Consider the following 25,160-nt stretch of genomic DNA (forward strand, 5'->3'; position numbering starts at 1 on the left):
TAAATCGTCGTAAATTAAGGCATTATATATAGCTGCGCATTCCAAATAAATACGCTATCCTTATTATCAATGCTATTAATGACAACCCTGAGTGCTTCGTCTTCTTCTTTAATTGTAGTGTCTAGTTCGTATTTTTTCCAAGTATTAGTCAATTCAATATTAAGTTTTGTAGATATAGGACTACCTGAGGCTTGTTGTCTAAGACTTATATCTAGATTTCCGCTTCCCATTAGCCAAATATAAAATTTATAATCACCGGTTACCTTTTTAGTATTAATATATAAATAACCCGTTCCTTTATTAGGTCCTTTTACCTGATCGGCAGTAATATCTTTTTCAGGAGATTCTTTAACATTAGATTTTACTGTTACTTTTCTTAATATCCATTTTTCAAATTCAGATGGATGCTTTAAAATATTATTTTTATCATCAATTATTAAGCTAAATTTGTAATCTTTTCTAGAGAATTTCATTCGTTCCAACAACTCCTCGTCAAAAAAGTTTTCTTGCGGCACATAATCTTCTAATCCTTTTATAACAGCTAGCTCGAAAGGTTCGTCTTCTTTAAATAAATCGTCTACGCTTAAGGGCCGCTCATCTTCTCGCCAATCAAAACCTTTTAGGAATTTATCTTTTTCCTGATAATCTTTTTCAGGAAATAATGTTCCGTCAACGGTATTTAAACGCGTATATTCTTCGATGTCACTATTTGCAAATAGCATTTTTATACTGCCGGATTTTGCTTTGTCGATACCTATTAATTCTTGTTTTTCGTTTCGTGTATAAAAAATAGACTCTGCATTTTTATTAATGTTAACTTCTCTTAATTCATTTTCATCATTAAATAATCCAACAAGTGTTATACCGAATATTTGATTGTATCCGTTTTCACTAATAGTATCTTTACTTATTATAAATGCATTATTAAACACACGAAGTGAATCTAATTTTTCTGTTTTCGAATTTGAAATTAAATGAATTGTGTCTCCCGTCATTTGGTTTGCGTTATTCCATAAAATTGGTCGACGCTTAGTTGAAAAGGCATCGGTAGATGAAAAACGATCTAAATTAATGAGTTCAGTAAGTCCTGTTTTTTGATTCGCATGAATAGAATCGGCTTTGGCGCTAATATCTGTTTTAAACAATTTAGCATTATAGTAAGCACGAGTAATTCGGTTTTCTGGTTTTCCAGTAACCATAATTTTATCGGCATGCAGATAAACAGAATCTTTCTCTTGTACCGTAGTTACTAAAGCTCGTTTAGTTATAAAGAGAGAATCTTTAGCCCTAAAAACTTCGGCATAATGACCGGTTACAATACTGCTGTTGATGGTGTCGGTAATTTTAATATTGTTTGTAGCAGAAGCAAAACTTTTTGTATTGTCAAAATAAAGACTATCACCTTCGATAATACGATCGTCATAATATATCTTAGAATTTTTTAGAGCATAACCTGTTTTGTTTTTTGTATCGTAAAAACCTTTTTCGCAATAGGTTTTACTATCTTCTGTAGTTATTGTTGATGGGCCAAATAAATAAGCAAGCCCTGTATCTTCATAAAAATCAAAATAATTAGAGTTTACTACCGTACCATCTCCTGATAAAACTACATCTTCGACAAACTGAAATTTTTTGTCATTCATGTAATAACGACCAATTTTACTTGTAATCGTACCAGAGGAATCTTTAACAACATTTCCACCACTTTTGTAAAACGATTGTTGTTTTACTCTATCAAAATATAACGTATCTGTAGAAATTGTTGAATTTGGACTTTTTAAAATAACTTCACCACTTGCAAAAGCTAATTGGGTTGTACCGCTATATTCCACATATTTAGAAGTCATGGTGATAGTGTCGCCTTGCTTTACAATGACGTTTCCGTAGGCTTCAACAAAATTTTCACCACTGTAATAAATAGCTTTATCGCACCACATGTTACTACCTGCATGCACAATATGAACTTGCTGCATACTATTACGCGTAAGAACTTTTGCTCCTGGATAATTTTCTTCATCTACATTTAATCGTCCGGCATATTCGATGTTAATTTTCTTTTTGTCTTGTGCATGTATAAATGTTGACAGTCCAAAAACGAAAAAGAGTAAAGTATATATGTTTGTTATTTTTATCAAAATGAAAATATTTGAGACAAAAATAACGATTATTAAACGGTATAATTGTATTGAAATAAAAAACACTTCAATAATTTTAGAAGTGCTTTTGATTAACTTAAGTTATAGTTAAGAATTTTCCATAAAAAAAGACCTAACAGTTTAGAGAAACATATCAGGTCTTAAAAATTATTTTGAAATATTTTTATTTACTTCTAAAAATGGTTTGCTTTCTATCTGGTCCAACAGAAACAATAGTAATAGGGATTTCTAATTCTTTTTCTAAGAACTCGATATACTCATTTAAAGATTTTGGTAATTGAGAAGCTTCAGACATTTCTGTTAAATCTTCATCCCAACCGCTAAACTCAGAATATACTGGTTCTACATTTTCCGGCTCGATGTTGTAAGGGAAGTGTTCGATTACTTCACCTTTATATTTGTAAGCTGTACATACCTTTAAGGTTTTAAAACCAGAAAGCACATCACCTTTCATCATCATTAATTGCGTTACACCATTTACTTGGCATGCATATTTTAAAGCAATTAAATCTAACCAGCCACAACGTCTTGGTCTACCTGTTGTTGCACCAAATTCATTACCTATTTTGGCCATTTGTGCACCATCTTCATCAAATAACTCAGTTGGGAATGGACCAGAACCAACACGCGTTGTATAAGCTTTAAAAATACCAAATACTTCGCCTATTTGGTTTGGAGCAACACCTAAGCCTGTACATGCACCAGCTGCAGTTGTATTACTAGATGTTACAAATGGATATGTTCCAAAATCAATATCTAATAAAGACCCTTGTGCGCCTTCTGCTAAAATAGTTTTACCTGTTTTTTGTGCTTGGTAAACATATTCTTCAGAATCTATAAATTTAAGTGATTTTAAAACTTTTACAGCTTCAAAAAACTCTTTTTCTAGTTCTTCTAAGTCATATTCAATTTCAACGTCGTAAAAAGAAATCATTGACTCGTGCTTATTTGCTAAAGTTCTATATTTTTCTTTCCAATCGCATAATTCTAAATCCCCAACACGAATACCGTTTCTTCCGGTTTTATCCATGTAAGTTGGGCCAATACCTTTTAATGTAGATCCAATTTTAGCTTTTCCTTTAGAGGTTTCGCTAGCTGCATCTAGTAATCTGTGTGTTGGTAAAATAATGTGTGCTTTTCTTGAAATGACTAGCGATTTTCTGTAATCTACGCCTTGTTCTTCAAGTTTGTCAAGTTCACCTTTAAAAATTACAGGGTCTATAACTACACCGTTTCCTACTAAGTTTGTAGCATCATCATGAAAAATTCCTGATGGAATGGTGTGTAAAACATGTTTTTTTCCGTTAAAAACTAAAGTGTGTCCTGCATTTGGGCCACCTTGAAAACGTGCAATAATGTTGTAGTTAGAGGTAAGTACGTCAACAATTTTCCCTTTGCCTTCGTCTCCCCATTGTAATCCAAGTAGTAAATCTACTGCCATTGTAAAATTAGTTAGTTGTCTTTTTTGCTATCGGGAGATTTTTTTTTCCCGTAGAAATAGAGTGAATGATTATTTATCTCAATATCGAAAACTTCTTCGATAGTTTTTTTAATAGATTGAATTCGAGGATCGCAAAACTCGATAACTTCTCCTGTATCTGTTAAGATAACATGGTCGTGCTGCCTGTCAAAATAAGATTTTTCGTAATGTGCTTGGTTTTGGCCAAATTGGTGTTTTCTAACTAAACCGCACTCTAAGAGTAGTTCTATGGTATTGTAAAGTGTAGCTCTCGATACACGATACTTTTTATTTTTCATATTTAGATATAGAGATTCTATATCGAAATGTTCGTTGTTATTATAAATTTCTTGAAGTATAGCATAGCGTTCGGGTGTTTTACGGTGCCCCTTATTCTCTAAAAAGCTTGTAAAAACGCTTTTAACTATGTCTTGATTTTTAGTATCTACTTTTGTATCCATAATTTCATCGCAAATTTACACTTTTTTTACACTCTAGTAACCTTATCTATACCATTAATTTTTTTAAGACGGTCTAAAAGTTTTTTCAAAAGGGTTTTATTCTTTACTACAACATCGATTTTTCCTGAGAAAAGTCCATCGTTACTTTGAAAACTAATACTTTTCATATTAACACTCATATTCTCAGAAATTATGGTTGTAATATCGTTTACTAAACCAATATGGTCAATTCCGGTTAAAGAGATATGTGCCAAAAATTCTTGCTGAGAGGAATCTATCCATTTGGCAGGCATTACTCTGTACGCATAGTTAGATTGTAAACTTAACGCGTTAGGGCAATTCATTTTGTGGACTTTTAATCCGTCGGAAACGGTTAAAAAACCAAAGACGTCATCGCCTGGGATAGGGTGGCAGCAAGTAGCCAATTTGTAATCTAGCTTTTCTTCTTCCTTGTTAAAAACAACGGCGTCATATTTTGATGTAATTTCATCTTTCTCTAATTCGTCTGTATTGATATTTGCTTTCCGAGTTATTTTGCTTTTTAGGAAACTCATTAAAGCATTGCTTCTTGATGCAGCGTATGCTTTTAGCATGGTGTTATCTATGGTTCCAAGGCCAATTCTGTAGAATAAATCGAGGCTAGTTTTTAGTTTGAAATAGTTAACCATTTCGTTAATAGACTCTTCGTTAAGGTTTACTTTTAGCTGTTTTAATTTACGGCGTAAAATTTCCTTACCATCTTCACCTATAAGTTTTCTATCTTCTTTTAATGCCGATTTTATTTTACTTCGTGATCGAGCCGTGGTAGAATAATCGAGCCAGTTAGGGTTTGGTTTAGCATTTTCGGAGGTTAAAATATCGACTTGGTCTCCACTTTTTAACTCATAGCTTAAGGGTACTAATTTACCATTAACTTTCGCACCTCGAGTTTTCATTCCTACTTCTGTATGGATGCTAAATGCAAAATCTAAAGTTGTAGCTCCTTTTGGGAGAGATTTTAAATCTCCTTTTGGAGTGAAAACAAATATTTCTTTTGAGTATAAGTTTAGTTTAAATTGTTCTACAAAATCAACAGCATTGGTATGCGGGTTTTCTAGAGCTTCTTGTAATCTATTTATCCAGCTTTCTAAATTATCCTCTTTTTCGCTACCTTGTTTGTATTTGTAGTGCGCTGCATAACCTTTTTCGGCTATTTCGTTCATGCGTTCACTACGTATTTGCACTTCAACCCAGCGGCCTTTCGGTCCCATTACTGTAATATGGAGGGCTTCATAACCGGTACTTTTTGGCGAAGAAATCCAATCGCGAAGGCGTATAGGGTTTGGTCTAAAGTGATCTGTGACTATAGAGTATATTTTCCAGGCAAGAAATTTTTCGTTCTGCGGATCGGCATCGCATTTATATATAATTCTTATAGCGAACTTATCGTAAACTTCATCAAAAGATACGCCTTGATTAATCATTTTCTTTCTAATTGAAAAAATTGATTTTGGACGACCCTTTATCGTGTAATTTAGTTTTTCTTTATCAAGAGAGTGCTTAATAACTTCACTAAACTGTTCAATATAAATATCTTGGTCTTTTTTGCTTTCTTTAGTTTTGTTTAAAATATCGTTATAATCTACTGGTTCAAGATATTTTAAGCCTAAATCTTCAAGGTCTGTTTTTATATTGTATAACCCTATGCGGTGTGCTAGAGGCGCATAAATATAAAGAGTTTCCGATGCTATTTTAATTTGTTTATCTGGCCGCATAGAATCCATGGTTTGCATATTATGCAACCTATCGGCTATTTTTATAATGATAACGCGAACATCATCATTTAAGGTCAATAACATTTTACGGAAATTTTCGGCTTGTAGCGAAACATCCATGTCTTGATCTTTACTTAAAGAAGAAATTTTGGTTAAACCAGCAACAATGGTTGCAATGGTTTTTCCAAATTGTTTTTCAATGTCTTCAATTTTATAATCTGGACTATCTTCAACAACATCGTGTAATAAAGCGGCAGCAATAGAGGTGGCATCTAAACCAATTTCTTGAGCTACTATTTTGGCTACGGCAATAGGATGGAAAATATAGGCTTCTCCAGATTTACGGCGTTGGTCTTTATGTCCGTCTACGGCAACTTCAAATGCCTTACGGATTAGTTTTTTATCATCATCAGAAAGCGTTGTATAACTAACCTTTAATAGTTCTTTATAAGCTTTTTTAATGGCCGCGTTCTCTTTTTCTATGTATTCCTCAGTCATAGACTAAAAGTAATAAAACAAATTTAATAGCCAACGTCAAAAATTACTTTTTTTAGTAAGCTTTTTTTAATTTTTTTCAGTTAAGAATTGAACTAATTGTTTAACAGCTTTACCGCGATGACCAATATTGTTTTTTATACTTAAGTCCATTTCTGCAAAGGTATTGTTATGGTCGTTGGGTTTAAAAACTGGATCGTAACCAAAACCTTTTTTACCATGTTTTTCTGTTGTAATTATACCCTCACAAATACCTGTAAAAGTTTTGAGACTTCCATTTAAGTGTAATGCTATTACAGTTTTAAATTGTGCAGTTCTATCTGTTTTGTTTTGTAGTTGTTCTAACAATTTGTTGGTATTATCTTCAGCATTACGCTGTTCTCCTGCATAACGAGCAGAATAAACACCAGGTTCTCCATTTAGCGCTTTAACTTCTAAACCGGTATCGTCGGCAAAGCAATCGTAATTATAATGTTCTTTTATGTATTCGGCTTTTTGCTTGGCATTACCTTCAATTGTATTATGGGTTTCGGGTACATCTTCAAAACACCCAATATCTTTTAAGCTGAGTAATTCAATTTTACTTGGTATTAGCGATTGTACTTCTTTTATTTTATTTAAATTATTTGTTGCAAAAACTAGTTTCATTCTTAATGTGGGGTTTTTCGACTGTAAAAGTCTTATTTAGTTTAACTTATTGAAAAAAAAACGTACATAATTCTTTAAAATTTCATATTTTGGCATTGTTTTGTTAGTATTTGTAGCCCCGAATAATAATACATATATCCCTCTGTTTAATGTTTTTTTATATCAATAGCGGTCTAACTGTAATAATAGCATTCTATTTTTAAAAATTAGAGTTAAAGTAAAAATATTTTTTGTTTAAGTTAAGTCAATTAAGGTTGAACAGTAAAAGCTATTAATGGAAAAATTAGAAAAATCTATAAAGAAAAGGTATCTATTATTTGTCTTTTCTATTATGATAATAACAATTGCCGCTTTGTTTATTGTGCAAAGTAGTGTAAGCTCGCAAATTTTAGATTCTAATTTAATTAATGTTGCCGAAAAACAACGAGCTTTAGGACAGCGTATATCCAAATTAGCTTTTAGAGTTGGGTTTGTAGAGAAAGAGGGATCTTATACAAGTTCTTATGCTATTTTAAATCAATACATAAATCAATGGGATAGTTTACATCGCTATCAGCAGAGTGTTAATAGTAAAAAAGAAAACAGGGAAGTTGTAGATTCTCTATTAATAAAAAACAAAGTCTACTTAAAAAAAATAGTTGCATCTAGTAAAAAAACTACAAAGAAATCGGGTTTAGATATATTTCAGGCCGAATTGAAACATATTTATGATGTAGAGCAACCTTATCTCGAAAATCTTGATTTATTAATTTCTCAATATCAAAAAAAAGGAGAAACAAATTTAAGAGCTTTAAAAGTCGTAATTTATTCTTTGGCTATAGGTGTCTTTTTACTATTGTTAGGAGGTTTTTTAACAGTAGTAAAGCCGGCCTTTAAAAAGTTTTTGATTAATGTAAAAGAAATAAAAAAATCTAATAAAGAATTGGCTAGTTCAAAAGCCAAAATAAAATCTAACCTAATAGAACTTACAAAACTTAAAACAGATTTAGAGCTTAAAGATGCTAATAATAAAATATTTATAGAGCAAGCTCCTACGGCTATTGCTATGCTAGATACCAATATGTGTTATATAGCAGCTTCTAAAAAATGGATTTCGGATTATAAAATGGAAGATGAAGAAATTATTGGTCGTTGCCATTATGATCTTTTTCCTGAAATTGGAGATGATTGGAAAGCTAACCATCAAAAATGCCTAAATGGAGCCATAGATAAATGTGACGAAGCACCATTTGTGCGCTCAGATGGATCTACACAATGGATTTTTTGGGATGTACGGCCTTGGTACATATCAGAAGGTGTTGTTGGAGGTTTGATAATGCATACCGGTGATATTACAGAAATTAAAGAGAATGAGGAAGAAAAAGATTTAATAAAAAATATATTAAACAATACAAGTGAAGTTGCTAGAATTGGTACTTGGGAAGTAGACCTAGCAAAAAATAAAATGTATTGGAGTAAAATAGTTTGTGAAATACATGGAATAGAAGAAGGTTACTTACCAAGTATTGAGGCTGGAATTAATTTTTATAAAGAAGGGAAAAGTAGAGATTCTCTTGAGAAGGCTGTTAAGGAAGCTATAGAAAACGGAACACCTTACGATTTAGAGTTAGAGCTAATAACTCCAATGGGAGATGTGGTTTGGGTTAGATCTATAGGTCAGGTTAAAATGGTTAATGGAAAAAGCATAAAGCTTTATGGACTATTGCAAGATATAAGTAAAATAAAAGAGTCTGAGATAGCCCTAAATAAGGCTCATTCCGAGTTAAAAGCTATTTTTAATTCTGAATCCATAGCTATTGTATCTACTAATAAAGATGGTGTTATTAGTCATTTTAATCGTGGTGCAGAAATCCTAACAGGTTATTCGGCCTCTGAAATGATTGGTTTAAAAAGACCAAAAGCATATCATTTGCAAACAGAGTTAGATGCATTCAGAATTGATATGGCAAGATTACACGGTAAAGACCCTGAGGGTTTTAGCGCGCAGTTAGAATTATCAAAAAATAATGCTTTTGATACTCGTGAATGGACGTATTTAAGGAAAGACGGTACAACAATGCCTGTGCAATTAACTTTAACTTCTATTAAGGATGATAACGATAACCTTATTGGTTTTTTAGGTGTTTCAACTGATGTTTCGGAAAAAAGAATAGTGCAAAACGAACTTTTAAGAAAAAATCAATTACTAACCTTTGCCGAGAAAATTACCAAGATGGGGAATTGGCAATGGGATCCCGTTAATGGTTTAAGCGAATTGTCAGCTGGATTCCATGAAGTTTATGAGTTTGATGAAGTAAAAAAGAGTTTAACTTTTGATGATTACCTTAATTACATCCACCCAGATGATAAAGAAAAAGTAGAAAAACATATTAGTGATACTTTTGAAAATAAGCATTTTGAGAATAACTTTGTGCATCGTATTGTAACTGCTAAAGGTAACGTAAAAACAATACAGCTTTTAGGTAAGGTATTTACAAATGAATTAGGGGAAATTGTTAGAATTGTTGGTGCCGACCAGGATATTACCGAACAAAAACGGTCTGAAACCGAATTATTGCGTAAAAATCATTTTCTAAGTTTAGCTGAAAGAATAGCGAATATAGGGAATTGGCAATGGGATGTCGTTGGTAATAGATTGAAATGGTCGGCAAATATGCATGGAATTTATGGCAGTAATGAAAAAGAAACCGATTTAAATTATGATTCTTTCTTTAAATTTGTTCATCCGGAAGATAAAGATATGGTTGCCGCATGCGTGGACATTGCTTATAAGGAAAAAAAGTTTCCAGATAATTTTATACACCGCATTATTACTGGTAGTGGAGAGGTGAAAACAATACAGTCTTTTGGAGAGATTATTCTTGATGATCAAGGTGATATTATTGAAATGATTGGAACTACACAAGATATCACTAAGCAAAAAATGGCCGAAAATAAGTTTAGAGGCTTATTAGAGTCTGCGCCAGATGCTATGGTAATAACTAATGGAGAAGGAGTAATTCAACTTATTAATAAACAAGCTGAAAAATTATTTGGATATCGAATAGATGAGATATTAGGAGCGTCTGTGGAAGTACTTATACCTAAAAGATTTTTGGATGTACATGAGAGTCATCGTGATGACTATTTTAATAATCCCCATGTAAGGTCTATAGGTGAAGGAAAAGAACTTTTTGCTATAAATAAAGCAGGTATGGAATTCCCTATACAAATAAGTTTAAGTCCTTTAGAAACAGAACAGGGCTTATTAGTGTCTACCGCAATTCGCGATATTACTCAGCAAAAATTAGCTAAAAATGAGTTGTTGCGTAAAAACCAACTGCTTAATTTTGCTGAGGAAATAACCTTAATGGGGCATTGGATATGGAATATTGTTGACGATAAAGTTGAGTGGTCTAGTAACCTTTACAATATTTTTGAGCTTAATATCAAAGAGGTCGACCTAAGGTTTAATACCTATTTTAGTTTTGTGCACCCAGAAGATAAGGATGTGGTATCAAAGTATTTTGACGATGCTATTTTGGGGCATGGTTTTACTAACTTTTCGCATCGTATTTTAACAAATGGGAAGGTGAAAACAGTTCAGCTATTAGGAGAAGTTGTTACCAATTCTGAAGGAGAGGTTATTGAAATGATTGGAACTTGCCAAGATATTACCGAGCAAAAAATGGCAGAAAATAAGTTTAGAGGTTTGTTAGAATCTGCACCAGATGCGATGGTAATAACCAATGAAGACTCTAAAATTCAAATGATAAACAAACAAGCAGAAATAATGTTTGGTTATAAAATTGAAGAGTTATTTAATAAGTCGGTAGATTTGCTTTTACCAAAACGCTTTTTAACAGGTTGTGAATCTAAGGTAAATACGCTATTAAGTGATTTAGTAGGAACAGAGTCTTCTGGAGAGGAAGATCTGGCCGCTGTGAATAGAGAAGGTAAAGAGTTTCCTGTGCAAATAAGTTTGAGTCCATTAGAAACAGAAGATGGAGTTTTAATTTCTGCTGCTATACGAGATATTACAGCTCAAAAATTAGCAAAATCGGAATTATTAAGAAAAAATCAGCTACTAACCTTTGCTGAAAAAATTACCATGATGGGGAATTGGCAATGGAATATTATTACCAATGATGTAAAGTGGTCTAGTAATCTTTTCGAAATTTTCGGGGTTGATAAAGATGCGGATTTAGCTTTCGATACATATTTTAATTGTGTGCATGATGAAGATAAAGAAATGGTTTCTAAACATGTAGAAAAGGCTATTGATGATAAAAAATTCACGAACCTGATGCATCGTATATCATTACCAGATGGATCTGTAAAAACAATACAGCTTTTGGCTGAGGTTGTTATAGACGGAAAAGGTGAAGTGGTTGAGATGACAGGTACTTGCCAAGATGTAACAGCACAGAGAATGGCAGAGAATAAGTTTAGAGGCTTGTTAGAGTCTGCACCAGATGCCATGGTAATTACAAACGAGGATTCTAAAATTCAAATTATTAATAAGCAGGCTGAACTTCTTTTTGGGTATAAAATAGACGAAATATATAATAAGCCTATAGATTTACTGTTACCAATGCGGTCTTTAGAAGATCACGATTTTCAAAGAAAAACGTTCCTAAATAAACCCAAAACTACAGAGTTAGCTGAAGGTAAAGATATGTTTGCTATTAATAAAAGCGGAAGAGAGTTTCCAATACAAATGAGCTTAAGCCCTCTAAAAACGGAGGAAGGGATGTTGATTTCAGCAGTTATACGCGATGTTACCGAGCAAAAATCTGCCCAAAATAAAATAATTAAAGCTAAAAATGATTTGGAAATTTTAGCACAAAAATTAATTAAAAATAACGATCAGTTAGCAGATTTCGCTCATATTACGTCCCATAATTTGCGTGCACCAGTAAGTAACCTTAACTCGCTTTTAGGCTTGTATAATGCATCTGTAAATGAAGATGATCGGGTATTTTTGTTTCAAAAATTTGAAAAAGTAATAAATCATCTTACCATAACCTTAAATACCTTGGTTGATGCCGTGAAAATTAAGAATAATGTCCCCAAAGAATTCGATACCTTGAAATTTAACGATGTTTTGAATAAAACAAAAGAAATACTAACGGGTCAAATTATAAAAAATGATGCCATTATTACTAGTGATTTCTCAGAAATATCAAAAATTAAATATGATCGAATTTATTTAGAAAGTATTTTTCTTAACTTAGTAGGCAATTCTATTAAGTATAGATCTAAAGATCGGGTGCCAGAAATATTTATTAAATCGGAGATTAAAGATGGAAAAATTAGGATATTATTTCAGGATAACGGCTTAGGAATTGATTTAGAAAGGCATGGTCATAAATTATTTGGCCTTAACAAAGTATTTCATAGACACCCAGAAGCAAAGGGTGTTGGTTTATTTATGGTTAAAACACAAGTAGAAGCATTGAATGGTACAATATATGCAACGAGCAAGGTAAATGAAGGTACTACGTTTTATATTAATTTTAATTAATTGAGTTATGATGAATACACCTGTTAATATTTGCATAGTTGATGATGATGATATTTATCAATTCACCGTCGTAAAAACATTGGAGTTATTAGAGTTTGAAAAAAATATTAAAGTTTTTTCTGATGGAGAAGAGGCTTTGGAGTTTCTTTTAGATAACTTAGATAAGAATGACGAGCTTCCCGATGTTATTTTTCTAGATATTAATATGCCCATTATGGATGGCTATCAATTCATGGAGGAATATGTTAAAATCAAATCCCGACTTGGTAAAAAAACAGTAATATATATGGTGTCTTCTTCTGTTGATCCTGTAGATATAGAAAGGGCTAAAAGAATTAGTGATATTTCCGATTATATTATAAAACCCATTGAGCCCGGAAAGCTTAAAACCATAATGGAAAAATTGATAAAGGAAAATAGTTAAAGATCTATTGATAATGAGTGAGTTGGGGAGAAGTGATTTTATATATGACGAAAATCATTAAAAACTATAATTCTCGAAGCTATATTTGATAATATAAAATATAAGTTATGACAGTAAATTTTGAATACGTAGGAGTAGATGCGAGTGAAACATTATCAGCTTTCACTGAAGAAAAATTAGAAAAATTATTTAGTCGTTATGAGTTTTTAATAAGTGCAACGGTACATTTTAAGCAAGATGAAAAAGCTCATGATACTGGTAAAATTTGTAATATAGAGTTAAGCTTGCCTGGGCCGAGAATTTTTGCAACATCTAATGAGCGCAATTTTGAAGTATCGGTTCGCGAAACCGTTAGTGATTTAGAAAAACAACTAAAAAAACGAAAAGAGGTTTATAAAACGCACTAAACAATTAAGATCTTATTAAACACATATTAAAAAATGGCTAAAATTATGTTTTAGTCATTTTTTTTTGCTTTAGAAATTAAAATAGAAACAATACGTTTATCGATGGTGGTAGGGTTCGTTGCGTAAAATAGTAAAACCTCTATATAGTTGTTCAATAAAAAATAGACGAATCATTTGGTGCGAAAACGTCATTTTAGATAAGGATATTTTCCCCTTTGATTTAGCATAAATCTCGTCCGAAAATCCGTAAGGGCCTCCAATAACAAAAACCAATTGTTTAATTCCGGAGTTCATATGCTTTTGTAAATAGTCAGAAAAACCTACAGAATCATGTTGTTTTCCATTCTCATCTAATAAAATTAGGGTATCCGTATTACTTAATTTTTTTAAAATTAACTCACCTTCTTTTTGTTTTTGTAAGTCTTCACTTAAGTTTTTAGAATTTTTTATATCCGGAATAATTTCTAACGAAAATTTGATGTAAAACCCCAAACGATTCTGATAATCAGTGATTAAGGATAAAAGTTGTTTGTTATCCGTTTTTCCGATGGCAATAAGTTTAATAGTCATATAAGCAAAATTACTATTTAGTATTTATGAATAATGTATTTAAATAAAAAAAAATCTTAAATTTCGTAAAAGTAAAATTTATTTTTAGTAAATCAATTTCTTACTTTTGTTGCAAACCAAAAATAAATTATGATTACACAGGAGCAATTTGATACAGAAGTGAAAATGATAATTTCCAATGCTATTCGTGAAGACGTTGGAGATGGTGATCATAGTTCTTTAGCTTGTATCCCTGAAAATGCAAGAGGTAAAGCTAAACTTTTAGTTAAAGATAAAGGTATCATTGGTGGTGTTAATTTTGCTAAAAAAGTTTTTGCATACGTAGATAAAAATTTAAAATTAGATGTACGTATCGAAGATGGGGCAGAAGTTACCTATGGAGATATTGTAATGTATGTTGAAGGTTCTTCTCAATCTATTTTAAAGGCAGAGCGAACGGTTTTAAATGCTATGCAACGTATGAGTGCTATTGCTACCAAAACAAGAATGTTCGTTGATTTGGTAGAAGGTACTAAAACTAAAATTTTAGATACTAGAAAAACTACACCAGGAATTCGTGTGTTAGAAAAATGGGCTGTAAAAATTGGTGGTGGAGAAAATCATAGATTTGCGCTTTATGATATGATTATGCTTAAAGATAATCATATTGATTTTGCTGGAGGTATTACCAAAGCCATTACAATGGCTAAAGAATATTTGCATGAAACAGGCAGAGATTTACAAATTATGGTAGAAGCTCGCGATTTAAGTGAAGTTGAGGAAATTTTACAATCCGAAGGAATTTACCGTATTTTAATAGATAACTTCGATTATGAGGATACTAGAAAAGCTGTGAAATTAATTGGAAATAAGTGTTTAACAGAATCTTCTGGAAATATAAACGAAGCAACTATTCGTCATTATGCTGAGTGTGGTGTTAATTTTATTTCTTGTGGAGCATTAACCCATTCTGTACACAATATGGATTTAAGCTTAAAAGCGATGAAATAGATTTTAATTTCTTAAAATATATAAAAGAGTGTCTATATAGACACTCTTTTTTTATACCTTGCTTTCAGTAATTACTTTATTAACTTTGTATTCTGTTTAATTTTTTATTAATGACAAAACCCATTGAAGACAAGCTAGATAAAATTCCTGTAATTAATATCTTGGTTCGGTTTTTAAAAAAATTAAAATTACCAGGGTTAGAAGGGCTTTCGTTTTACGATTTAGTAGAGCTTTATGTTATAGGTATTGCCAAGGGCGCATTAGCAACAAGGGCAAGTGCTATTGCTTTTAGCTTTTTTATGGCTATTTTTCCGTTTTTATTATTCGTGCTAATTATTATTCCGTACGTACCTATAGATGATTTTAAAATAGAATTTTTAGTGTTTCTAGAGTCTTTTTTACCACCAAATACTTCGGATTTTTTCTTCGAAAATATTTTTGAAAATATCGACCAATCACAACGAGGTGGTTTATTATCTTCGGTATTCGTCTTATCTATTGGTTTAATGGCTAATGGCGTAAATGCTGTGTTTTCCGGTTTTGAGAATTCATATCACGAGCAGCTTACACGTAATGTTTTTAAGCAATATTTGTACGCGCTAGGTATTGCGTTAATATTGGCTTTTTTACTTATCATTACAATTGTGGTGTTAGGGTATTTTCAGTTATACGTGGTACAAGGGCTGTTTAATGCTTTAGAGCATCGTGGTTACGAGGTAGCAAGTCAAGGTTTATTCTGGACCGATGTTGTAAAATATTTGTTTTTTGTACTTATGGTATACCTGGCAACGGCAACCTTGTATTATTTTGGAACCAAAGAAGGAAAACATTCTAGCTTTTTTTCAGTAGGGGCATTGTTTACAACCTTGCTTATTATCGTAACATCGTATTTTTTCGGTTTGTATATCGAAAATTTTGGACAATACAATAAACTATACGGGTCTATTGGCGCGTTATTAATATTAATGTTTTACTTGTGGCTCAATTCTAATATTTTGTTGCTGGGTTACGAGTTAAACGCATCATTAAATAAACTTAGAAAAAGCTTTTAATTATGAAGAAATACATTTGGTTAATTACAATTTGCATGCTGTCGATATCAGTTCAATCTCAAGACATTTTAGGTCAATGGAAAACAGTTGATGATGAAACAGGAGCGCACAAATGTATTATAGATATTTATGAACAAAACGGCAAGGTATACGGTAAAGTTATAGAAATCCTTGAACCCTTTGATAAAAACACCTTGTGTCAAGATTGTGAAGGTGATAAAAAAGATAAGCCAATTCTAGGTATGGTAATTATAAATGGACTCGAGAAGCATGGAGAACATTATAAAAACGGTACTATTTTCGATGCAGAAAACGGTAAAGAATATAAGTGTAGAATAATGCTAGATCAAGAAACCGGCAAACTTCAAGTTCGAGGTTATATTGCATTTCTATACCTTACGCAATATTGGATACGACATAAGTAATTATTTAATTAAAGGATTAGTACTTTGCATTATATAGACGTTATAATTCCCATCCCGCTTCAAAAATTATTCACCTATAGCATCACGGCTTCGGAGTTCGATTTTATAAAGCCAGGAATGCGTGTTTCTGTTCCTTTCGGTAAATCTAAAATTTATACAGGTATTGTTTATCGCGTTCATCACAATGCGCCAACGGCTTATGAAGCTAAAGAAATCCAACAAATTTTAGATGCAACACCCGTTGTTAACCAAAAGCAGCTAAAGCTATGGGAATGGATTTCTAGTTATTATATGTGCACCATGGGTGATGTTATGCGAGCTTCATTACCAAATGCGTTTATTTTAGAAAGTGAGACAGTAATTTCTAAGAATAATAAAACCATTATAGACGATTCTATTTTAAAGGATGATGAGTTTTTGGTTTATGAGGCTTTACACCATCAATCGTCTTTAAAAATTCAAGATATTTCTAATATTTTGGATAAAAAGAATGTGCTCTCCGTAATAAAGCGTTTATTAGAAAAGGAAGTTATTTCTGTAGAAGAAGAAGTTTACGAAAAATATAAGCCAAAGCTAGTACGCTACGTGAAGCTACATACCTTTTATTCTACAGAAAAGGAATTTCACGAGTTAATGAACGATTTAAGTCGCGCACCTAAACAGCGTGATGTGGTGATGACCTTGTTCTCTATTTCTGCTAAAACAAGAAAACCTGTAAAAGTTTCTGAGCTATCTGCAGAAAGTGGTGCGTCAACATCGATAATTAAATCTTTAATAGACAAAGAAGTTTTAGAAGAGTATTTTATTCAAACCGATCGTGTTCAGTATAATGGAGAAGAGAATAAAGATTCTAAAAAATTAAATAACTATCAAGAAACAGCCTTATCGGAAATAAAAGAAACTTTCGATAAACATCAAGTTACCTTATTACATGGGGTTACGTCTTCTGGTAAAACGGAAGTTTATGTAAAGTTAATAGAAGAGGTGTTAAGTTCAGGGCAGCAAGTATTGTATTTGTTACCAGAAATTGCTTTAACCACACAGTTGGTAAATAGACTTCAGAATTATTTTGGAGATCAAGTGGCGGTATTTCATTCTAAATATTCGTCTCATGAACGGGTTGAGGTTTGGAATCAGGTTTTAGAATGTTCCGCGAAAGCGAAAATAGTATTAGGTGCACGTTCATCGATATTTTTACCTTTTGATAATTTAGGATTAATAATTGTAGATGAAGAGCATGAGCAATCGTTTAAGCAGTTCGATCCTGCGCCGCGCTACCATGCTAGAGATACTGCTGTAGTTTTAGCACATTTGCATAAGGCTAAAGTGCTTTTAGGATCTGCAACTCCTAGTTTGGAGAGTTATTTTAATGCTCAACAAAATAAATACGGTTTTGTGGAACTCATGCATCGATTTAATGATGTATTGATGCCGGAGGTAGAGTTGGTTGATATTAAAGAGCAGCAGAAGAAAAAGCGTATGAAAGGCCATTTTAGCGATAGGCTCATTGCTGAAATGACAGAAACCTTAGCTGAGGGACATCAAATTATTTTATTTCAAAACCGTCGAGGTTTTTCACCTATTGTAGAGTGTAGTACGTGTGGCGAGGCTCCACAATGTCCTAATTGCGATGTAAGCTTAACCTACCACCAATACCGAGACCAGTTACGCTGTCATTATTGTGGATATGTTATTGCAATGCTTAGAAAATGTGCGGCCTGTGGCAGCCCAGAATTAGATAACAAAGGGTTTGGAACCGAGCAGATTGAAGCTGAGGTGAAAGTGCTGTTTCCGGAGCATAATGTTGCGCGTATGGATTTGGATACTACGCGTGGTAAATATGGCTATGAGAAAATTATAACCGCCTTAGAACAGCAGGAAATTGATATTTTGGTTGGTACGCAAATGCTAACAAAAGGTTTAGATTTTAGAAATGTAAAGTTAGTTGGTATTATGAATGCTGATAATATGCTTAATTTTCCTGACTTTAGAGCTCACGAAAGAAGTTTTCAGCTTATGTTGCAAGTATCGGGTAGGGCGGGTAGAACCGAGGAGCGTGGTAAAGTTTTAATACAGACGTATAATCCGTATCATAATATTTTACAGCAGGTGTCTACCAATAATTATATCGACATGTTTAAAGAGCAAATGAACGAGCGGTATAATTTTAAGTATCCACCAATATATAAGCAAATTAAAATTACTTTAAAGCATAAAGATTATAATCGCGTAGAAATAGCTGCAGATTGGTATGCAACTTCTTTAAGACAAGTATTTAAAGAATATGTTTTGGGGCCGGAGTTTCCGCCTGTATCACGAATAAGAAATCAGTATCACAAAAATATTTTAGTAAAAATACCAAAGCAGCACTCGTTAGCAAAAACAAAAGAAGCTATCATTAAAATAAATAATAGCTTCTTGAATGTAAAAGATTTTAGGTCGGTTCGTGTAATTCTTAACGTGGATAATTACTAGTTTTATTAAAATAATAAGGGGACATTATTTTAACAGAACTTCCTTTTTTTAAAGGCGAACGTTGTAATTAAATATTGTTTAACGCATCAACAAGTTGTGTTTTCTTGTTTCTACTTAAAGGAATTTCGTAAGCACCAACTTCAACGTTTTTGCTATTAAATCTGTCAATTTTATCTAAATTAACAATGTAAGATTTGTGAATTCTTAAAAATTTACCTTCTGGTAATTCTGCTTCAAAAGATTTCATGGTCGATAAAACCACTAAGCTATTTTCTTCAGTTACAAGTTTTACGTAATCACCAAGTGCTTCAATCCACTTAATGTCTTTAATATATACTTTACGCTTTTTAAGGTTGCTCTTTACAAATATATGTTCACCATCTTCTTCATTAAAGTCTAGCGTTAACCTATGTTGTTCTAAAGCTTTATCTACAGAAGTGTTAAAACGCTCCCTTGTAATTGGTTTATGTAAATAATTCGGTTGCATCATAATTAAATGCTTTAAACGCATATTCCGTTTTACCCGTTACAAATATAATTTGCGGTTTGTTGTTTAATACATCTAAAAGCTCAAATCCATTTAATACAGGCATTTCAATATCTAAAAAGATTAAGTCTACTTGATGAGTGTTTAAACCATTTTTTGTTTCCAACGCGCTGCTGTACTCTGCTATTAAATTTAATGAGGGATGATTCTCTACTAATTTAACAATAGAGAGGCGTTGTATGGCTGAATCGTCTACTACTACACAGTTTAATGTCATAACATTTTGTTTTATTTCGGTTAAGATATCGACAATAGTACAAAAAATTCGGCTAAAAACCAAAAAACATCGGCAAACTGTAAATTTTAACATTTTTTTAACACAGAGATAATATGTGTTATGCTAGAATTTAAATACGATTAAGTTGTGTAATATATAAAAATTAATTACTTTTGCAGCCAATTTTTAACAATAAAAATAGATTTTTATGAATCATTATGAAACTGTTTTCATCTTAAATCCCGTTTTATCTGAAGATCAGATAAAGGAGACAGTAAAGAAATACGAAGATTTTCTTGTTTCTAACGGCGCTAAGATGGTATCAAAAGAAAACTGGGGGCTTAAAAAATTAGCTTACCCAATTCAAAACAAAAAAAGTGGATTTTATCACTTATTTGAGTATCAAGTAGCCGGAGAGGTTATCAATCCATTAGAAGTAGAGTTTAGACGTGACGAGCGTTTTATGCGTTATTTAACAGTAGCGTTAGACAAACATGCTATTTCTTGGGCAGAAAGAAGAAGAGAGAAACTTAAACAAAAAGCTTAATTATGTCATCAATAGAACAACAATCTAAAGGAAAAAAAGACGGCGAAATTAGATATTTAACGCCTCTAAATATTGAAACTAATAAGCAAAAGAAATATTGTCGTTTCAAAAAATCAGGTATCAAGTATGTAGATTATAAAGATGCAGACTGGTTATTAAGATTTGTAAATGAGCAAGGTAAAATTTTACCTCGTCGTTTAACAGGAACATCTTTAAAGTATCAAAGAAAAGTGTCTGTTGCTGTAAAAAGAGCACGTCACTTAGCTTTAATGCCTTATGTAGCTGATTTATTAAAATAAAATACTGATAACAATGGAACTTATATTAAAACAAGACGTTGAAAATTTAGGATTTAAAGACGATGTTGTAACAGTTAAGAACGGTTATGGTAGAAATTTTTTAATTCCTCAGAAACAAGCAATTATTGCAACCGTTTCAGCTAAGAAAGTTTTAGCTGAAAATTTAAAGCAACGTGCTTATAAAGAGAAGAGAATAGTTGATGAAGCTAATGTAGTTGCTGAAGCTTTAAAAGCTTTAGAAATTAAAATACCAGCTAAAGTTGGAACAGGAGATAAATTATTTGGTTCTGTAAACAACATTGATTTAGCTGCTGCTTTAGAAAAAGAAGGTCAATCTATCGAGAAAAAATTTATTACACTTACAACTGTTAAGCGTTTAGGTAAATATACTGCCGCAATTCGTTTACACAGAGATGTTAATGTAGATTTAGAATTCGAAGTTATTGCTCAATCAAACTAGTTTGTTAACATAAAGTTAATAAATGTTTAGAATATAATTAACCACTCCTTTTGGAGTGGTTTTTTTTTGCTCTATTTTTACGTAAAATTATGCGTGCATAGTTTTGAAACTAAAAACTTTAACTCAATTTTTAACAAATGAAAAAAATTACTCTTTCAATTTTCTTTTTATTTTTTGCCATGTTGTCGTTTGCTCAAGTGACTACATCAAATATAAAAGGACTCGTTTTAGATCAAACTTCAGAACCATTGCCTGGAGCCAATGTTCTAGCCATTCATACCCCAACGGGTACAAAATATGGAGCGGCAACTAATTTTGATGGCCGATTTAATCTATTAAACTTAAGAGTTGGTGGTCCATATACCATTACAGTGAGTTATGTAGGTTACAAAGAGCAAGCGTTTAAAAACGTTTACCTTACTTTGGGAAAAACACAGAATGTAGATGTTGTTTTATCTGAGGATAGCGAGCAGTTAGATGCTGTAGTTATTCAGGCTAACGGGGGCACAGGAACCTTTGGAAGCGATAGAACGGGAGCAGAAACGAGCGTTGGCCGTCGTGAATTAACGCGTTTACCAACTATTTCAAGATCTCAGTCTGATTTTACAAGGTTAGAACCAACAGCTAGTGGAGGCTCTTTTGGAGGTAGAAACGATCAGTTTAACAATTTTTCACTAGATGGAGCTGTTTTTAATAATCCTTTTGGGTTAGATGCAGCAACTCCTGGAGGGCAAACAGGTTCTCAGCCGGTTTCTTTAGATGCTATTGAGCAAATTCAAGTATCTACTGCGCCTTATGATGTTACACAGTCTGGGTTTACCGGAGCATCAGTAAATGCGGTTACTAAAAGTGGAACAAACGATTTCCACGGTACAGTTTATGGTTTTTACAGAGATGAAACTATGACAGGTAAAAAAATTAAAGGTGAAGATGTTGCACGACCAGATTTAAACCAAACGCAATATGGCGTAAGTATTGGTGGCCCAATAATTAAAGATAAATTATTCTTTTTTGCGAATTTTGAAAAAGATGAGCGTGACGATTTAGGAACTAACGGGTGGACTCCAAATACAGGTACAGGTGGTATTACCGAATCTAGAGTTTTAGAAAGTGATTTAATCGCTGTGCAAACGGCTTTAAGAGCTCAAGGCTATGATCCTGGTGCTTACCAAGGTTTTACACATGCTTCAGAATCTACTAAGGGTATTTTTAAAATTGATTGGAATATTAACGATAGTAACCGTTTGGCTGTTGTTTATAATTTTTTGAATGCCTCTCAAGAAAAGCCTGCGCATCCTTCGGCTATTAATCTAAGAGGACCAGATGCTTCAACATTACAATTTCAAAATTCGGGTTACGAGATTAATAACAATTTAAAATCTATACAAATAGAATTAAATTCAACTTTGTCAGAGACTTCAACCAATAAGTTACAAGTTGGTTATACACATTTTGATGATTTTAGAACGCCGTTCTCTACACCGTCACCGGTTATAAATATTTATAAAGATGGCTCTCCTTATATTATTGCAGGTCACGAACCTTTTTCAATTAATAATAAATTAGATCAGAAGGTATTTCAGTTTACCGATAATTTAAATTTCTTTCAAGGTGATCACACATTCACGATAGGAACATCTTTCGAGAAATTCGAGTTTGATAATTCTTTTAACTTAAAAGGTTATGGTTTTGATGTGTTTGGGAGAGTCGATATTGCTGAATTTAATGCTGCTAATTACGATTTTTCAGGAGCGCAAGCTACATTTGCTTCTAAAAACGGATTGCCTGATGGCGTAGATGGCGGTTGGTTATTAGCTGAAACTAATGTTGGGCAGTTAGCATTTTATGCACAAGATGAATGGAATGTATCAGAAAATTTCAAATTAACATATGGTATCCGTTTTGATAAACCTTTGTTTTTTGATACAGCAGATAATGCGCAAGAGTTTATAGATACGGAAAACGGAGAAATCTATTTACCAGATGTAGAATATATAGATCCTAATACAGGAGAGCCTTTATTAATAGATTCTACACAAATGCCAAGTACAGATTGGTTAGTATCACCTAGAGTTGGATTTAATTATGATGCTAATGGTGATAGTTCTTTTCAATTAAGAGGTGGTACAGGTTTATTTACGGGTCGTTTTCCTTTTGTTTGGGTAGGAAACCAAGTTAGTGGTGTAGATGCATTTTTCTACCAAGCTGTAGATCCAGATTTTAAATTTCCACAAGTTTGGAGAACAAACTTAGGTTTAGATAGAAAACTTGAAAACGGTATTATTTTAACAGCGGATTTATCTTACACCAAAGATGTAAATGGTGTTCACGTTCAAAACTGGGGTTTAAATAAACCAACAAGTCAGTTACAAGGTGTAGATAATAGAGCTATTTATGGTGATAGTGATCGTGCGAAAGCCACATTACCTTGGGGTGAAGTTGTTACCGGTAATGCTTACGTTATGACAAACTCTAATGAAGGTCGTATATGGAATGCTTCATTAAAAGCTCAAAAAACATTCGCAAATGGTCTTTATTCTATGTTAGCTTATAGTTATTTAGATGCTAGAGATGTAAATTCTATTGAAGCTGAAATTACAGGAGATGCTTTTAATGGTAACCCTGCATTAGGTAATGTAAATAACGATGTGCTTTCACATTCTAAATACGGAGATAAGCATCGTTTTATTGGTGTAGCTAGTAAAAAATGGGATTACGGAAATGATAAATGGTCTACTACAATATCTACATTTTTTGAATATGCACAAGGTGCTCGTTTTAACTACGTGTATGGTGGAGATATAAACAATGATGGTTCGTCTATTAACGATTTAATTTATATTCCTACTGCTGGAGAAATAAGTTCTATGCAATTTGCTGGAACGGGAGATGCTGCTGCTTTAGAGGCATACATTGGTCAAGACGATTACTTAAGTGATAACAGAGGTCAATATGCAGAACGTTACGGAGCATTAGCGCCTTGGAGAGGTAAGTGGGATGTTAAATTCTTACAAGATTACAGAATAAAAGTATCGGAAGATAAAACCAATACTATTCAATTTAGTATTGATATTTTAAACTTTGGTAACTTATTAAATTCAGATTGGGGAATTATTCAACAACCTAATAATGTACAGCCAATTGGTGTAAGTTTTCCTGATGCCAATCCTGATCCTAATGTTTATGTTGCAGACAGAACGCAGCAACCAATCTATTCTTTTAACGAAAATCAAACTAAAACCTTTGGTTTTGATTCTAGTTTAGCTTCTAGATGGCAAGCTCAAGTAGGTTTACGCTATATTTTCTAAGATAATAACAGATATATTCTTAAATTTGGCGCTCCTTAACTAAGGGGCGCTTTTTTTATGAATAAAATGAAATATATAGTTATACTTTGTGTTTTTTTAGCAAGTTTTTCTTGTAAAGAAAATACTAAAAAAGAAAAACAATCTGCAAAATCAGTTTTAATTGAACGATTGAGCTATCAGCCAAATAAAGCACCAGTTATCAGTGTGCATAGAGGAGGTAAGTCTATTAAAAATTATCCAGAAAATTGTTTAGAAACCATAATGTTTATAAACGATAGTATTCCTGCTGTTTATGAAATTGATATCGCTAAAACCAAGGATAATGTACTTGTTTTAATGCACGATAATCGCTTAGGTAGAACCTCTACAGGCGAAGGAGATATTACAAATTATACCTATCAAGAATTATTACAGTATAATTTAGAAGACGATTTTGGTAACGAAACTACATTTAAAATTCCATTATTTAAAGATGTTCTTCTTTGGGCAAAAGCAAATAATGTGATATTAACTATCGATATAAAAAAGAGTGTTTCTGTAGATCAAGTTGTCGCTTTGGTTAAAGAAACTGGTGCTGAAGATATTTCGGTGATTATTACTTATGATATGAAACAAGCCAGCGCAGCCTACAAAGCAGCTCCAGAATTATTGTTATCCGTATCTGCGAGAAACGACAAAGAATTAGATTGGTTGTTACATTCTGAAATTCCAACAGCAAACATGATTGCCTTTACGGGAACTAGATTATCTCCTGAAGCATTTTATAAAAAATTACACGATTTGGGAATTACCTGTATGCTCGGTACTTTAGGTAACTTAGATAAGCAAGCACAAGCTAAAGGTGACCATCTTTATCAGAAATGGGTAGATTTAGGTGTTGATGTTATTGCAACCGATAGGCCGTTTGCAGCGGCTGCAAGTTTAAATATTAAAAAATAATAAATATAATTCTCTAATAGT

18 protein-coding genes and 1 pseudogene are annotated in these 25,160 nt (G+C 32.5%); 12 read left to right on the forward strand and 7 right to left on the reverse strand.

Going from position 1 to position 25,160, the window contains the following annotated elements; translation table 11 throughout:
* Window positions 1–14: 14 nt before the first annotated feature.
* From ACJJV4_RS15830 to ACJJV4_RS15850, 5 genes are all read right to left on the reverse strand, one after another.
* The gene (locus ACJJV4_RS15830; protein WP_405296199.1) at window positions 15–2,135 is read right to left on the reverse strand and encodes an OstA-like protein; all 2,121 of its coding nucleotides are present in this window, start codon (window positions 2,133–2,135) and stop codon (window positions 15–17) included.
* 184 nt (window positions 2,136–2,319) lie between these two features.
* Window positions 2,320–3,597 (reverse strand): adenylosuccinate synthase, encoded by a 1,278-nt coding sequence (locus ACJJV4_RS15835; RefSeq protein WP_405296201.1) that lies wholly within the window; start codon window positions 3,595–3,597, stop codon window positions 2,320–2,322.
* 11 nt (window positions 3,598–3,608) lie between these two features.
* Entirely contained in the window at window positions 3,609–4,076 is a 468-nt protein-coding gene (locus ACJJV4_RS15840; RefSeq protein WP_042502895.1) for a Fur family transcriptional regulator, read from the reverse strand.
* 26 nt (window positions 4,077–4,102) lie between these two features.
* Window positions 4,103–6,328, reverse strand: coding sequence for a RelA/SpoT family protein (locus ACJJV4_RS15845; protein WP_405296203.1), 2,226 nt, complete (start codon window positions 6,326–6,328; stop codon window positions 4,103–4,105).
* A 66-nt stretch (window positions 6,329–6,394) separates the two neighbouring features.
* Window positions 6,395–6,973, reverse strand: coding sequence for a non-canonical purine NTP diphosphatase (locus ACJJV4_RS15850; protein WP_405296205.1), 579 nt, complete (start codon window positions 6,971–6,973; stop codon window positions 6,395–6,397).
* 274 nt (window positions 6,974–7,247) lie between these two features.
* Here ACJJV4_RS15850 and ACJJV4_RS15855 point away from each other — a divergent pair, with 274 nt between their 5' ends.
* The 3 genes from ACJJV4_RS15855 (at window position 7,248) to ACJJV4_RS15865 (ending at window position 13,310) form a co-directional block, all read left to right on the forward strand.
* Window positions 7,248–12,479, forward strand: a complete 5,232-nt coding sequence (locus tag ACJJV4_RS15855; protein ID WP_405296207.1) for a PAS domain S-box protein — start codon at window positions 7,248–7,250, stop codon at window positions 12,477–12,479.
* Between the two features lie 7 nt (window positions 12,480–12,486).
* Window positions 12,487–12,903 (forward strand): response regulator, encoded by a 417-nt coding sequence (locus ACJJV4_RS15860; protein ID WP_405296209.1) that lies wholly within the window; start codon window positions 12,487–12,489, stop codon window positions 12,901–12,903.
* A gap of 107 nt (window positions 12,904–13,010) precedes the next feature.
* Window positions 13,011–13,310: an HPF/RaiA family ribosome-associated protein gene (locus ACJJV4_RS15865; RefSeq protein ID WP_405296211.1), complete on the forward strand. Its 300-nt coding sequence runs from the start codon at window positions 13,011–13,013 to the stop codon at window positions 13,308–13,310.
* A gap of 96 nt (window positions 13,311–13,406) precedes the next feature.
* Here ACJJV4_RS15865 and rlmH read toward each other — a convergent pair whose 3' ends face one another.
* On the reverse strand, window positions 13,407–13,880 hold the full coding sequence (rlmH, locus tag ACJJV4_RS15870) for a 23S rRNA (pseudouridine(1915)-N(3))-methyltransferase RlmH (RefSeq protein ID WP_405296213.1): 474 nt from the start codon (window positions 13,878–13,880) through the stop codon (window positions 13,407–13,409).
* 129 nt (window positions 13,881–14,009) lie between these two features.
* Here rlmH and nadC point away from each other — a divergent pair, with 129 nt between their 5' ends.
* The 4 genes from nadC (at window position 14,010) to priA (ending at window position 18,822) form a co-directional block, all read left to right on the forward strand.
* A complete protein-coding gene (gene nadC, locus ACJJV4_RS15875) occupies window positions 14,010–14,870 on the forward strand; it encodes a carboxylating nicotinate-nucleotide diphosphorylase (protein ID WP_405296215.1) in 861 nt (286 codons plus the stop codon).
* 110 nt (window positions 14,871–14,980) lie between these two features.
* On the forward strand, window positions 14,981–15,922 hold the full coding sequence (locus tag ACJJV4_RS15880) for a YihY/virulence factor BrkB family protein (protein ID WP_405296217.1): 942 nt from the start codon (window positions 14,981–14,983) through the stop codon (window positions 15,920–15,922).
* Between the two features lie 2 nt (window positions 15,923–15,924).
* Window positions 15,925–16,347, forward strand: coding sequence for a DUF2147 domain-containing protein (locus tag ACJJV4_RS15885; RefSeq protein WP_405296219.1), 423 nt, complete (start codon window positions 15,925–15,927; stop codon window positions 16,345–16,347).
* 24 nt (window positions 16,348–16,371) lie between these two features.
* On the forward strand, window positions 16,372–18,822 hold the full coding sequence (gene priA, locus ACJJV4_RS15890) for a primosomal protein N' (protein WP_405296221.1): 2,451 nt from the start codon (window positions 16,372–16,374) through the stop codon (window positions 18,820–18,822).
* A gap of 67 nt (window positions 18,823–18,889) precedes the next feature.
* Here priA and ACJJV4_RS15895 read toward each other — a convergent pair.
* A pseudogene (locus ACJJV4_RS15895) lies at window positions 18,890–19,586 on the reverse strand (LytR/AlgR family response regulator transcription factor).
* 208 nt (window positions 19,587–19,794) lie between these two features.
* Here ACJJV4_RS15895 and rpsF point away from each other — a divergent pair.
* The 5 genes from rpsF (at window position 19,795) to ACJJV4_RS15920 (ending at window position 25,139) form a co-directional block, all read left to right on the forward strand.
* Window positions 19,795–20,133, forward strand: coding sequence for a 30S ribosomal protein S6 (gene rpsF, locus ACJJV4_RS15900; RefSeq protein WP_042498216.1), 339 nt, complete (start codon window positions 19,795–19,797; stop codon window positions 20,131–20,133).
* 2 nt (window positions 20,134–20,135) lie between these two features.
* Window positions 20,136–20,432 carry a 30S ribosomal protein S18 gene (gene rpsR / locus ACJJV4_RS15905; protein WP_042498218.1) on the forward strand — a complete coding sequence of 99 codons (297 nt, stop codon included), beginning with the start codon at window positions 20,136–20,138 and terminating at the stop codon, window positions 20,430–20,432.
* A 13-nt stretch (window positions 20,433–20,445) separates the two neighbouring features.
* Window positions 20,446–20,892: a 50S ribosomal protein L9 gene (gene rplI / locus ACJJV4_RS15910; RefSeq protein ID WP_405296224.1), complete on the forward strand. Its 447-nt coding sequence runs from the start codon at window positions 20,446–20,448 to the stop codon at window positions 20,890–20,892.
* Window positions 20,893–21,029: 137 nt separating this feature from the next.
* Window positions 21,030–24,200 carry a carboxypeptidase regulatory-like domain-containing protein gene (locus tag ACJJV4_RS15915; protein ID WP_405296226.1) on the forward strand — a complete coding sequence of 1,057 codons (3,171 nt, stop codon included), beginning with the start codon at window positions 21,030–21,032 and terminating at the stop codon, window positions 24,198–24,200.
* A 66-nt stretch (window positions 24,201–24,266) separates the two neighbouring features.
* Window positions 24,267–25,139, forward strand: a complete 873-nt coding sequence (locus ACJJV4_RS15920; protein WP_405296228.1) for a glycerophosphodiester phosphodiesterase family protein — start codon at window positions 24,267–24,269, stop codon at window positions 25,137–25,139.
* The last annotated feature ends 21 nt before the right edge of the window (window positions 25,140–25,160 follow it).

Origin of the sequence: Algibacter sp. Ld11, assembly GCF_045066735.1 — a bacterium.
Classification (GTDB): domain Bacteria; phylum Bacteroidota; class Bacteroidia; order Flavobacteriales; family Flavobacteriaceae; genus Algibacter.

Excerpts from the sequence above, each read along its gene's own strand:
- ACJJV4_RS15835 (WP_405296201.1), bottom strand. The coding sequence starts at position 3,597 with ATGGCAGTAGATTTACTACTTGGATTACAATGGGGAGACGAAGGCAAA.
- ACJJV4_RS15840 (WP_042502895.1), bottom strand. The coding sequence starts at position 4,076 with ATGGATACAAAAGTAGATACTAAAAATCAAGACATAGTTAAAAGCGTT.
- ACJJV4_RS15845 (WP_405296203.1), bottom strand. The coding sequence starts at position 6,328 with ATGACTGAGGAATACATAGAAAAAGAGAACGCGGCCATTAAAAAAGCT.
- ACJJV4_RS15850 (WP_405296205.1), bottom strand. The coding sequence starts at position 6,973 with ATGAAACTAGTTTTTGCAACAAATAATTTAAATAAAATAAAAGAAGTA.
- ACJJV4_RS15855 (WP_405296207.1), top strand. The coding sequence starts at position 7,248 with ATGGAAAAATTAGAAAAATCTATAAAGAAAAGGTATCTATTATTTGTC.
- ACJJV4_RS15860 (WP_405296209.1), top strand. The coding sequence starts at position 12,487 with ATGATGAATACACCTGTTAATATTTGCATAGTTGATGATGATGATATT.
- ACJJV4_RS15865 (WP_405296211.1), top strand. The coding sequence starts at position 13,011 with ATGACAGTAAATTTTGAATACGTAGGAGTAGATGCGAGTGAAACATTA.
- rlmH (WP_405296213.1), bottom strand. The coding sequence starts at position 13,880 with ATGACTATTAAACTTATTGCCATCGGAAAAACGGATAACAAACAACTT.
- nadC (WP_405296215.1), top strand. The coding sequence starts at position 14,010 with ATGATTACACAGGAGCAATTTGATACAGAAGTGAAAATGATAATTTCC.
- ACJJV4_RS15880 (WP_405296217.1), top strand. The coding sequence starts at position 14,981 with ATGACAAAACCCATTGAAGACAAGCTAGATAAAATTCCTGTAATTAAT.
- ACJJV4_RS15885 (WP_405296219.1), top strand. The coding sequence starts at position 15,925 with ATGAAGAAATACATTTGGTTAATTACAATTTGCATGCTGTCGATATCA.
- rpsF (WP_042498216.1), top strand. The coding sequence starts at position 19,795 with ATGAATCATTATGAAACTGTTTTCATCTTAAATCCCGTTTTATCTGAA.
- rpsR (WP_042498218.1), top strand. The coding sequence starts at position 20,136 with ATGTCATCAATAGAACAACAATCTAAAGGAAAAAAAGACGGCGAAATT.
- rplI (WP_405296224.1), top strand. The coding sequence starts at position 20,446 with ATGGAACTTATATTAAAACAAGACGTTGAAAATTTAGGATTTAAAGAC.
- ACJJV4_RS15915 (WP_405296226.1), top strand. The coding sequence starts at position 21,030 with ATGAAAAAAATTACTCTTTCAATTTTCTTTTTATTTTTTGCCATGTTG.
- ACJJV4_RS15920 (WP_405296228.1), top strand. The coding sequence starts at position 24,267 with ATGAAATATATAGTTATACTTTGTGTTTTTTTAGCAAGTTTTTCTTGT.